This window comes from Blattabacterium cuenoti (assembly GCF_014251635.1).
GTDB lineage: Bacteria > Bacteroidota > Bacteroidia > Flavobacteriales > Blattabacteriaceae > Blattabacterium > Blattabacterium cuenoti_S.
In genome coordinates this window covers 153,415-165,861 of the sequence record NZ_CP059194.1, presented here as the reverse complement: position 1 = coordinate 165,861, position 12,447 = coordinate 153,415, and the positions used below count along the sequence as shown (strand labels likewise).

Below are 12,447 nucleotides of genomic sequence, written 5' to 3'. Positions count from 1 at the left end.
CTACTATATCGTTCTATTAAAGGATTTTTATATTCTTTACACACAAAAAATATTTTCTTAAGTAAAAATTTTAAAAAATAAAGACTTGTTTTTAATGATATTCTGGTTCCTTTCAGAACCGACAGAAATTAATAAAATTTCTAAATTTAGATAAACTTCAATAAATTTAATATATTTTTTACAATTTTTTGGTAAATCTTCGTATTCATGAATATGAGATATGTCTTGTTTCCATCCAGGTAAGTCTACATAAATCCCTTTTACTTCTTGTTTTATATTTGCTGGAAAATATTGAATTATTTTATCATTACATTTATATTTTACACATATTTTAATAATTTCCAATTCACTTAAAACATCTAATTTTGTAAGAACTAAATAATTGACCCCATTAATCATACAAGAATATTTCAGAGCGATCAAATCTAACCACCCGCATCGTCTTGGCCGTTTTGTCGTCGCTCCATATTCATTTCCTTTTTTACGTATCACATCATTCATTTCACTTCCTATCTCTGTAGGAAAAGGACCAAATCCTACACGAGTACAATATGCTTTTGTTATTCCTATAAAATTTTTTAAAAAGTTAGGAGGAATTCCAACTCCTGTACAGACGCCTCCTGTAGAAGTAGAAGAAGTTGTCACATATGGATATGTTCCATAATTTATATCCAATAGCATAGCTTGAGCTCCTTCAAATAGAATCTTCTTTTTGTGATGAAAAGCCTCATGAATTTCATAAACAGCATCTACTACCCGATCAGAAAGAATTTTTGCATATTCTATATATTCTTCATAAATAGATTGAAAAAAAAGTGGTTTTTTTTGAAAAATTTTTGTAAAAATTTTGTTTTTAAGATCGATGTGGTATTTTAATTTTTTATGAAAAACTTCTAAATTTAATAAATCTAAAACACGAATCCCTGTTCTATTGATTTTATCCACATAAGTGGGTCCAATTCCTTTGTGAGTCGTACCAATTGACTTGTCTCCTAAAGCTTCTTCTTGATATTGATCTAACAAACAATGATAAGGCATAGTGATGTGGGCTCTTTTTGCTAAAAAGACTTTAGATGTATTTATCCCCATTGATTCTAAATTTTGTATTTCTTGTATAAAAGATTTAGGATCAATGACTACTCCAGGCCCAACAATACACTTAACTCCAGAATAAATAACTCCAGAAGGAACTAAATGAAGAACAAAATAACTATTTTTAATATGAATAGAATGACCCGAATTATTTCCTCCTTGATAACGGATTACATAATCCGAATTTTTAGCAAGTAAGTCTGTAATTTTTCCTTTTCCCTCGTCACCCCATTGGAGACCCACAATAACATTTGAAGGCATGATTTTTCATTTTAATGTTGATTCTTTTGACAAAGTTAATTCTTATGAACATATAATCTATTTTTTTTTAAAATTTTTTTTTATATGTTGATAAGCTAATTTTGTAACCTTTCTTCCTCTAGGTGTTCTAATTAAGTATCCTTCCTGAATTAGAAAAGGTTCATAAACTTCTTCTATGGTATCTGAATTTTCGCTAACAGCTGTTGCTATAGTATTGATCCCAACAGGTCCTCCTTTAAAATAATCTATGATATATGAAAGAATTCTATTATCCATTTCATCTAATCCATGTTTGTCTACATTAAGGGCTTGTAATCCTAAATTACATATGTTAATATCAATGGTTCCATTTCCTTTTACTTCCGCAAAATCACGAATTCTACGTAATAAAGCATTGGCTATACGTGGAGTTCCGCGACTTCTATTCGCTATTTCATGAGAGGCTTCTTCCGTTATTGGAATATTTAGCAATTTTGCACTACGATTTACAATATCGTTTAATAATTCTTTTTCATAATAACTAAGACGAAAATTAATTCCAAATCTAGAACGCATAGGTGCCGTAAGCAAACCTGATCTTGTAGTGGCTCCTATTAAAGTGAAAGGAGACAAATCGATTTGTAGTGATCTAGCATTCGATCCAGAATCGATGATAATATCTATTTTATAATTTTCCATAGCTGAATACAAATATTCCTCAACTATCGGAGAAAGACGATGAATTTCATCAATAAAAATTACATCGTTTATTTTTAAATGAATCAACAACCCAGCTAAATCTCCAGGCTTATCTAAAACAGATCCTGAAGTAATAGTAATATTTACACATAATTCATTAGCCACAATATGTGCTAGCGTGGTTTTTCCCAATCCTGGAGGTCCATGAAATAAAATATGATCTAAAGCTTCTTTTCTTTTTTTAGCAGCTTGAATAAAAATTTTTAGGTTGTTCAATATATCATGTTGTCCAATAAAATCTTGGATTTTTTTGGGATTTAAAGATCCCTCTAAAAAAGATGACACAATTATAATACGTTTTAATATTCAAATTCAGAACAAACTATATATCCGGAAAAAAACAAATAATACAATAAAATTCCAATCTTTTAAAAGATTTAATATAGTATAATTTGTTAAATCAAATTGAATAGGAACAATAGATACATATCCATTCTTTAATGCCCATTCATCTGTATCTGCCTTTTCATCCAAATTAACAAAATCTCCTACTAACCAATAATAAGTTCTTCCTTTAGGATTGGAACGTTTATCAAAACTTTCTCTCCATTTAGACTCTGCTTGTCTACATATTTTAATTCCTTTGATTTCTTCTTTTTTTAATTTAGGAATATTTACATTCAAAGTAATTTTTTTTTCCGGAATAGGATTATAAAGAATTTTTTTTACAATTTGAGATACATATTTTTTAGATGGTTCAAAATCAGCATTCCAATCAAAATCTAAAAGAGAAAATCCTACAGATGGAATTCCCTCTATACTTGCCTCAATCACAGCAGATACAGTCCCAGAATACATAATATTTACAGAAGAGTTTGATCCATGATTAATTCCTGATACACAAATATCAGGTTTCCTTGGAAGAAGGTCATTAATTGCTAATTTAACACAATCGACTGGAGTTCCAGAACATTCCCATTCTTTTTGATTTCCATTATCTATCTTTACCGAATCACAATATAATATTGTATTCATTGTTATTGCATGTCCTACTCCAGACTGAGGTTTATTTGGAGCCACTACATACACATCTCCTAAAAGATTCATAGAATGAACAAGAGCTCTAATCCCTGGAGCTATAATGCCATCATCATTTGTGACTAAAATAATTGGTTTTTTTATCATTTTATATTATATAAAAAAGCTATTTACATTTATATATAATTTTACTAATATTTAATACATAACATAATTGTGAACTTCAAAATAAAAAAACTGAATGATATTAAGTACATAATAATTGGTTTTTTTATCATTTTTTCATTAAGTTTCTGTTCCCCATTAGGAGAAGGAGAACAGGAAAAATACCGTATAGTACTCAAAACAATATATAAAACACTTTACTTTTTACACACAAATCCTATTTGTATAAATAATGATTTTTCACAAAAAGTATATCATAAATTTTTTGAAAAATTAGATAATCAAAAACGTTTTTTTCTACAAAAAGATGTGGAAGATCTTTCTTTATATAAAGAAAAAATAGACGATTTTTGGATTCATGGAGATCCTACTTTTTTTAATATTATCATGAAACGTTTTTTACTAAGAGTAAAAGAAGTGGAATCTATATGTTATAAAATATTAAAAACATCTTTTGATTTCAATCAAAAAGAAATGTACATATTTAGAGAACAAAATTCTTTTTATCCAAATAATAAACAAGAATGGATTGAAAAATGGAGAAAATATTTAAAATATTTAACTTTATTAGAGATCATTACTTCCACAAACCAAAAAATGATGACTTCCACAAACCAAAAAATGATGACTTCCACAAACCAAAAAATGATGACTTCCACAAACCAAAAAATGATGACTTCCACAAACCAAAAAATGATGAGTAGTGGCTCCTATTAAAGTGAAAGGAGACAAATCGATTTGTAGTGATCTAGCATTCGATCCAGAATCGATGATAATATCTATTTTATAATTTTCCATAGCTGAATACAAATATTCCTCAACTATCGGAGAAAGACGATGAATTTCATCAATAAAAATTACATCGTTTATTTTTAAATGAATCAACAACCCAGCTAAATCTCCAGGCTTATCTAAAACAGATCCTGAAGTAATAGTAATATTTACACATAATTCATTAGCCACAATATGTGCTAGCGTGGTTTTTCCCAATCCTGGAGGTCCATGAAATAAAATATGATCTAAAGCTTCTTTTCTTTTTTTAGCAGCTTGAATAAAAATTTTTAGGTTGTTCAATATATCATGTTGTCCAATAAAATCTTGGATTTTTTTGGGATTTAAAGATCCCTCTAAAAAAGATGACACAATTATAATACGTTTTAATATTCAAATTCAGAACAAACTATATATCCGGAAAAAAACAAATAATACAATAAAATTCCAATCTTTTAAAAGATTTAATATAGTATAATTTGTTAAATCAAATTGAATAGGAACAATAGATACATATCCATTCTTTAATGCCCATTCATCTGTATCTGCCTTTTCATCCAAATTAACAAAATCTCCTACTAACCAATAATAAGTTCTTCCTTTAGGATTGGAACGTTTATCAAAACTTTCTCTCCATTTAGACTCTGCTTGTCTACATATTTTAATTCCTTTGATTTCTTCTTTTTTTAATTTAGGAATATTTACATTCAAAGTAATTTTTTTTTCCGGAATAGGATTATAAAGAATTTTTTTTACAATTTGAGATACATATTTTTTAGATGGTTCAAAATCAGCATTCCAATCAAAATCTAAAAGAGAAAATCCTACAGATGGAATTCCCTCTATACTTGCCTCAATCACAGCAGATACAGTCCCAGAATACATAATATTTACAGAAGAGTTTGATCCATGATTAATTCCTGATACACAAATATCAGGTTTCCTTGGAAGAAGGTCATTAATTGCTAATTTAACACAATCGACTGGAGTTCCAGAACATTCCCATTCTTTTTGATTTCCATTATCTATCTTTACCGAATCACAATATAATATTGTATTCATTGTTATTGCATGTCCTACTCCAGACTGAGGTTTATTTGGAGCCACTACATACACATCTCCTAAAAGATTCATAGAATGAACAAGAGCTCTAATCCCTGGAGCTATAATGCCATCATCATTTGTGACTAAAATAATTGGTTTTTTTATCATTTTATATTATATAAAAAAGCTATTTACATTTATATATAATTTTACTAATATTTAATACATAACATAATTGTGAACTTCAAAATAAAAAAACTGAATGATATTAAGTACATAATAATTGGTTTTTTTATCATTTTTTCATTAAGTTTCTGTTCCCCATTAGGAGAAGGAGAACAGGAAAAATACCGTATAGTACTCAAAACAATATATAAAACACTTTACTTTTTACACACAAATCCTATTTGTATAAATAATGATTTTTCACAAAAAGTATATCATAAATTTTTTGAAAAATTAGATAATCAAAAACGTTTTTTTCTACAAAAAGATGTGGAAGATCTTTCTTTATATAAAGAAAAAATAGACGATTTTTGGATTCATGGAGATCCTACTTTTTTTAATATTATCATGAAACGTTTTTTACTAAGAGTAAAAGAAGTGGAATCTATATGTTATAAAATATTAAAAACATCTTTTGATTTCAATCAAAAAGAAATGTACATATTTAGAGAACAAAATTCTTTTTATCCAAATAATAAACAAGAATGGATTGAAAAATGGAGAAAATATTTAAAATATTTAACTTTATTAGAGATCATTACTTCCACAAACCAAAAAATGATGACTTCCACAAACCAAAAAATGATGACTTCCACAAACCAAAAAATGATGACTTCCACAAACCAAAAAATGATGACTTCCACAAACCAAAAAATGATGACTTCCACAAACCAAAAAATGATTTGGAAAAATGCATTCGTTAATAACGAAAAAAAATCAAGAAAAAAAGTAGAAGAATATATTCAAGATTATTTCAGAAAATTAAAAATAAAAAAAGAATCCGATTGGTTTTCTATATATGTTAATACTATTACTTCTCAATATGATCCTCATACAAATTATTTTTCTCCAAAGGAAAAAGAAATTTTCGATTTTAATGTATCTGGACAAACAGGAGGAATTGGTATAGAATTAGAAGAAGATGAAAAAGGATATCCTACCGTTGTTAAACTCATTTATGGTGGCCCTGCATGGAAAAACAAAAAAATAGAAGTAGGAGATAAAATTATACGAGTAGCAAAAAACATAAACTCAGAATCTAAAAATATTGTAGGTCTGTTATTAGAAAATTCGATTCGCTTAATAAGAGGAAAAAAAGGGATCAAAGTGAAACTAACTCTTCAAAAGAAAAATGGATCTATAGAAGAAGTGATTCTTACTAGGGATATAATTGAAAAGAAAGAAATTTTTGCAAAAAGTGTAGTCATATTGGATAAAAATAAAGATAAGTATGGTTTGATCCGACTCCCAGAATTTTATTTTAATCCTGAAAATCAAAATGGGAGAAATGCAACTAAAGATATGAAAGAAATTATTCAAAAATTCAAAAAAGAAAATATAAAAGGAATTTTGATAGATATCAGAAATAACGGAGGAGGATCTTTAGATACTGTAATAGAAATTGCTAGTTTTTTTTTAGGAAAAGTTCCTATCGTACAAATAGGAAAGCCTAACAGAAAAAAAAAGATACTTAAAAGTTATAAAAATCAAATTCTGTGGACAGGACCCCTTGTCGTTCTTGTGAATGAGTTATCTGCTTCTGCTTCCGAAATTCTCGCTGCGGCTATAGCCGATTATAAAAGAGGTATTATTGTTGGAAGTTATCAAACATATGGAAAAGGAACTGTACAAACAGTTTATCCATTAAATCGATTTTTTTTCTATAATGAAAAATTAGGAGCTTTAAAATTTACTATTAATAAATTTTACCGTGTGAATGGAGATTCTACTCAATTAAAAGGAGTAAATTCCGATATAGTCATTCCAAGTAATACGGAAAGTCTATTTTTAAAATTTATAGAAAAAAATCAAATCAATCCTATAAAATGGGATTATACAGATCCTATTCCTTCTCTTCACTTTTATTATAATAATTTATATTTAGAAAATATTAAAAATAAAAGCATAAAACGTTTGAAAAAAAATAAGAATTTTATCAATATTTATAAAAAAATACAATCATTAGAAAAAAATTTTTCTAATTTTAATAAAAAACAATTTTCTTTAAACTGGGAAGAATTTTTTTATGAAAATTTAAAAATAAAAAAAAGAAATGAAAATTTTAAAAAATTAAAAAAAAATTTGAATATATATGGATTACAAGCTTTTCCTCCCCATTACAAAATTTTTTTAAAAGAAAAAGAGTCAGAAGAACAAAAAAAATGGGAAAAAAATCTGAAGAAAGATTTTTATATAGCAGAATGTATCAATATATTACGAGATTTTAATGAAAACCCATAATAGGTTTGTATACTTTTGCCACATCAGCTATGGAATCGTTTTCTTTTAAATTGATTAATCTGACCCCTTGAGTTGTTCTTCCCATAACTCTTATATCTGATACAGGAATACGTATAATAATCCCTGATTTTTTAATAATCATCAAATCATCTTGATCCGTGACATATTTTATGGAAATTAAACGCCCTGTTTTTTGAGTTATATTTATTGTTTTAATTCCTTTTCCACTACGATTGGTAATACGATAATCTTTTATATGGGATCTTTTTCCAAATCCTTTTTCAGAAACAACTAATAAATGTCCTTTTTCTTTTCCTTCTACATCTACACATATCATTCCAATAACCAAATCTTGATTATTTGTATTAATTCCTATGACTCCGGAAGAATTTCTTCCAGTAGAACGAACTTGATTCTCTGAAAAACGAATAATTCTTCCACTTTTTACAGCAATAAAAACATGGCTGTCTCCCTTAGTTAAAATCGCTTCCAACAAAGAATCTCCTTTACGAATAACAATCGCATTGATCCCATCTTTTCTAGGACGAGAATAATTTTCTAAAGATGTTTTTTTAATAATACCTTTTTGCGTAATCATCATAACATAATAATCTTTTACATACTTTTTATTAGTAAGATCTTCCGTTAAGATATAAGCATTAACTTTATCATCTTGTTGAAGATGAATAATATTTTGTATCGCTCTCCCTTTAGAAATTTTAGACCCTTCTGGAATTTCATATACTCTAAGCCAAAAACATTTTCCTTTTTCTGTAAAAAAAAGTAGATATTGATGATTGGTTGCTACAAGTAAATGTTTGAAAAAGTCCGATTCTCTAGCAGTAGCCCCTCTGTTTCCCACCCCTCCTCTTCCTTGACGTTTGTATTCTGATAAAGATGTTCTTTTAATATAACCGGCATGGGAAATAGTAAGAACGACCTGTTTGTTTTCAATTAGGTCTTCTATGTTCACCTTATCTCCTGAATAATCAATTTGAGTACGACGTGTATCTTGATATTTTTTTTTGATATTTAAAAGTTCTTCTTGAATAATTTTAGTTCTTGTGGAATGCTTTTCCAAAACATTTTTAAAAAATTCTATTTTTTTAATAAGTTCGTTATATTCTTTTTTAAGTTTATTGATTTCTAAAGATGTAAGGCTTTGTAATTTCATCTCTAAAATGGATTGAGATTGATTTTTTGATATTTTAAATTTTTGAATCAATCTATCACAGGCATCATAATGATTTTTAGAGTTTTGAATTAATTGAATCATGATATCTAAATCATCTAATATTTTCAAAAAACCTAACAAAATATGAACACGATTTTTACACTTATTGAGCTCGTATTTAGTACGGCGAATAATAACATTATGTCTATGATCAACAAAATGTTGAATAAGACTTTTTATATTTAATTGAACAGGTTTTCCATTAACGAGAGCTATATTATTTATATTAAAATAAGTTTGTAAAGAAGTTAATTGAAACAATTTATTCAATAATATATTAGAATTTGTATTTTGTTTTAAAATGTAGACAATACGTAATCCATTTCTATCTGATTCATCCCGAATTTGATAAATACCTTCCATTCTACCCTCTTTCATAAGTTCCACTGTTCTAGCGATCATCTCAGCTTTGTTGACTTGATAAGGGATCTCATCTACAATAATACATTGTCTCCCATGAATTTCTTCGAAATGTACTTTTGCGCGTAAAATAATACGTCCTTTTCCGGTAAAAAAAGCATTTTTAACTCCATCATATCCGTAAATAATTCCACCTGTAGGAAAATCAGGAGCTTTAATATATTTCATGATCTGTTCTATAGATATATCGTTATTTTCTATATAAGCGCAAATAGCATTTATAGTTTCTTTTAAATTGTGAGGAGGGATATTAGTAGCCATTCCAACTGCAATACCAGAAGATCCATTTATCAAAAGGTTTGGAATTCGTGTAGGTAAAACTGTAGGTTCTTCCAAAGAATCATCAAAATTTAATTGCATATCCACAGTTTCTTTTTTAATATCCAACAACATTTCTTCAGATATTTTTTTCATTTTTACTTCTGTATAACGCATGGCTGCCGGAGGATCTGCATCTAATGATCCAAAATTACCCTGTCCATCTATTAATGGATAACGTAATGTCCATTTTTGAGTCAGACGAACCATCGTCTCATAAACGGAAACATCTCCATGTGGATGATATTTTCCTAAGACTTCTCCCACAATACGAGCGGATTTTTTATAAGAACTGTTAGAAAGAATTCCTAACTGATACATTCCATAAAGAACTCTTCTATGTACAGGTTTTAATCCATCTCTAACATCGGGAAGAGCTCTGGATACAATAACAGACATAGAATAATCTATATAAGATGATTTCATTTCATCTTCAATATTAATAGAAATCAATTTCTCTCCTTCACTTTCATTCATTTTTTTTGAAAATATTAATTATTAAAAACACTTAGTTCAAAAAACTCTCTTTGATCAAAGAATATGGTACTTGACAATTATATGAACATTCTCCTATTTCTTTTAATAAAGAAAATTGAATTTTATTTTTTTCATTTTTTTTATCATGTTCCATAATCAGCAACAATTTATTAATTTCTAAATTATCAATTTGATTTGATATTGGACATAATGCAGAAAGCGAAGATCTGATTTCTTTATAATCAGACATGGATAAACCATTAATTTTGTAGGAAATCCATGATTCATAAATCATTCCTATAGTTACAGCAAACCCATGTAACATTTTGTTCATATTCATAAAATAACTTTCTAAAGCATGTCCAATAGTGTGTCCAAAATTAAGAATTTTTCTTAATCCTTTTTCTTTAGGATCTTGATCTACAATTTTTTGTTTTATCAATATAGATTGATGAATTAAGTGCGTCCATTCATTTTTATTCTGTTTATTCTGAATGATATCTGTTTGTATTTGATTCATTTGTGTCCAAAAATTTTTATCAGCTATTAATCCATGTTTGAACATTTCTGCCATACCAGAAAAAATTTCTTTATTCGGAAGTGTTTTTAAAAAATGAGTATCAATGATTAAAAATTCTGGAACATAAAAAGATCCTATTTCGTTTTTTATAGAATCTAAATTCACACCTGTTTTATATCCTATAGCAGCATCCACCATTCCTAATAAAGTTGTAGGGATATTAATAAAACGAATACCTCGTTTGAATATAGAAGCTACAAATCCTCCAGTATCTGTTATAACTCCTCCTCCTAAATTTATAATTAAACTTTTTCTAGTTGCTTTAAATTTTTCTAGATTTTTACATATTTGAATACACGTATAAATATTTTTTTCTTTTTCCCCTGATTTTATTTTAATAACATTAGATTTTTTCAAAAAATCTATATTCTGAAAAAGAATGGGAAGACAATGTGTATAGGTAATATTATCTACTAGAATGAATATGTTTTTTATAGAATCCACTTGATGAAGTAAATAATTTTTAAGGACATCATAAGCTTCTTCATTAAAGTGTATAAATTCTCCCCTTTTTTTCATTATTCATGAATTTATCTTCATTGAACAAAATTAACCAATTTTTTATTAATCAATAAAATAAAATATTTTGTACAACCAAAAAATGATAAAAATTAAACCTATTATGAAGAAAAATATATTAGGAATCCATCCTAGAATATTAATAAATTTAAATAAAGACTCCATAAATAAAATATATTAGTTTTTTGAATATGAAAAAAATATAAAAATAAATATTTTTATTTTTTAGTTTTTATAAAAAATGGAAATATTTAACTTTGACTTTCATTATCATATTTGTAAATATGCCAGATATTTGGGATTTTTTTCAGCATTTGTTTAATCCTAGATGGATATTTTTATATTTCGGAAATACAGCTTTATTTATTCTTTTAGCTATTGTTTTTGCGGAAACAGGGTTTTTTATTGGTTTTTTCTTGCCTGGAGATTCTTTATTATTTACTGCTGGAATTTTTGGGGAAGATTTATGCAAAAATTTTTATAATGTCCCTTTTTTTGTGATAATTTTAATCGTAGCAGGCGTCGCTATTCTTGGTAATATACAGGGATATTGGTTAGGGTACAAATCTGGGAAACTGTTATATAAAAGAAAAGATTCCTTTTTTTTTAAAAAAAAACATTTAATTTTAGCAAAATTGTTTTATAATAAATATAAAAAAACAGCTCTTATCATGAGTCGTTTTCTCCCCATGTTTCGTACTTTTGCTCCTATTATAGCAGGAGCAATTCGCATAGATTTCAAAAAATTTATGATATATAACATTCTTGGAGCGCTTGCTTGGACTTTTTCTATCATGTTAGCGGGCCATTATTTAGATAAAAGTTTTCCGGAATTAAAAAATCATCTTGAATGGATTATTTTATTAATTGTATTAATTACAACTATACCTGTTTTTTTAAAAATGAAAATAAATAAGAATAAAAAAATATTTATCTAAATTTTTTTATATTTTGGAATCCTTTTTTGAAAAAAGAATTCTTGTATAAGAGCCTTGCACTGGTTTTTCATAATTCCAGATGCAAATTCTGTTTTGGGATGTAATTTAATCCCATAATACAAGAATCCTCTTTTTGATGGGTTAGAGGCCCCACAAACAACTCTTCCTATTTGAGACCAAAATAAAGCTCCAGCACACATGACACATGGTTCTAGGGTTACATATAAAGTACATTTTTTTATGTATTTTTTTTTCAAATAATTAGATGCTAAGTTTATCACTAACATTTCTGCATGTGCAGTAATATCGCATAAAGTTTCAGTTAAATTATGAGCTTTTGCTATAACCATATTTTGATATGTAATTGCAGCTCCTATAGGAATTTCATTTTTATAAAAAGCAAGATGAGCCTCTTTTAATGCTATTTTCATAAAATAAAAATCTAG

The 12,447-nt window shown here is 27.3% G+C and carries 10 protein-coding genes and 1 pseudogene; 3 read left to right on the top strand and 8 right to left on the bottom strand.

All coding sequences use genetic code 11. The features are described 5' to 3' along the window. Positions 1-57: 57 nt before the first annotated feature. From H0H64_RS00775 to surE (H0H64_RS00765), 3 genes are read right to left on the bottom strand one after another with little or no spacing between them, the layout of a single operon-like run. A complete protein-coding gene (locus tag H0H64_RS00775) occupies positions 58-1,353 on the bottom strand; it encodes an adenylosuccinate synthase (RefSeq protein ID WP_185857451.1) in 1,296 nt (431 codons plus the stop codon). 57 nt (positions 1,354-1,410) lie between these two features. Then, positions 1,411-2,376: a Holliday junction branch migration DNA helicase RuvB gene (gene ruvB, locus H0H64_RS00770; protein WP_185857450.1), complete on the bottom strand. Its 966-nt coding sequence runs from the start codon at positions 2,374-2,376 to the stop codon at positions 1,411-1,413. Positions 2,377-2,403: 27 nt separating this feature from the next. After that, the gene (gene surE, locus H0H64_RS00765) at positions 2,404-3,216 is read right to left on the bottom strand and encodes a 5'/3'-nucleotidase SurE (RefSeq protein WP_185857448.1); all 813 of its coding nucleotides are present in this window, start codon (positions 3,214-3,216) and stop codon (positions 2,404-2,406) included. 69 nt (positions 3,217-3,285) lie between these two features. Between surE (H0H64_RS00765) and H0H64_RS00760 the strand changes: the two genes are divergently transcribed. Next, the gene (locus tag H0H64_RS00760; RefSeq protein WP_185857449.1) at positions 3,286-3,951 is read left to right on the top strand and encodes a hypothetical protein; all 666 of its coding nucleotides are present in this window, start codon (positions 3,286-3,288) and stop codon (positions 3,949-3,951) included. On the opposite strand, the pseudogene H0H64_RS00755 reads toward H0H64_RS00760, so the two are convergent. Beyond that, a pseudogene (locus tag H0H64_RS00755) lies at positions 3,919-4,377 on the bottom strand (AAA family ATPase); the annotation flags it as partial. The gene H0H64_RS00760 and the pseudogene H0H64_RS00755 overlap by 33 nt on opposite strands. Positions 4,378-4,404: 27 nt before the next feature. Continuing rightward, positions 4,405-5,217 (bottom strand): 5'/3'-nucleotidase SurE, encoded by an 813-nt coding sequence (gene surE / locus H0H64_RS00750; RefSeq protein ID WP_185857448.1) that lies wholly within the window; start codon positions 5,215-5,217, stop codon positions 4,405-4,407. A 69-nt stretch (positions 5,218-5,286) separates the two neighbouring features. Here surE (H0H64_RS00750) and H0H64_RS00745 point away from each other — a divergent pair, with 69 nt between their 5' ends. After that, positions 5,287-7,515, top strand: coding sequence for a carboxy terminal-processing peptidase (locus H0H64_RS00745; protein ID WP_185857447.1), 2,229 nt, complete (start codon positions 5,287-5,289; stop codon positions 7,513-7,515). On the opposite strand, the gene gyrA is transcribed toward H0H64_RS00745, so the two are convergent. Together gyrA and aroB are read right to left on the bottom strand one after the other, a co-directional pair. Next, a complete protein-coding gene (gyrA, locus tag H0H64_RS00740) occupies positions 7,499-9,964 on the bottom strand; it encodes a DNA gyrase subunit A (protein ID WP_185857446.1) in 2,466 nt (821 codons plus the stop codon). The two genes, H0H64_RS00745 and gyrA, sit on opposite strands and share 17 nt — an antisense overlap. Before the next feature lie 31 nt (positions 9,965-9,995). Next, positions 9,996-11,063, bottom strand: coding sequence for a 3-dehydroquinate synthase (aroB, locus tag H0H64_RS00735; protein WP_185857445.1), 1,068 nt, complete (start codon positions 11,061-11,063; stop codon positions 9,996-9,998). A gap of 284 nt (positions 11,064-11,347) precedes the next feature. Between aroB and H0H64_RS00730 the strand changes: the two genes are divergently transcribed. Further along, positions 11,348-12,001, top strand: a complete 654-nt coding sequence (locus tag H0H64_RS00730) for a DedA family protein (RefSeq protein ID WP_185857444.1) — start codon at positions 11,348-11,350, stop codon at positions 11,999-12,001. On the opposite strand, the gene H0H64_RS00725 is transcribed toward H0H64_RS00730, so the two are convergent. Then, positions 11,998-12,432: a nucleoside deaminase gene (locus H0H64_RS00725; RefSeq protein WP_185857443.1), complete on the bottom strand. Its 435-nt coding sequence runs from the start codon at positions 12,430-12,432 to the stop codon at positions 11,998-12,000. The two genes, H0H64_RS00730 and H0H64_RS00725, sit on opposite strands and share 4 nt — an antisense overlap. Positions 12,433-12,447 lie beyond the last annotated feature (15 nt).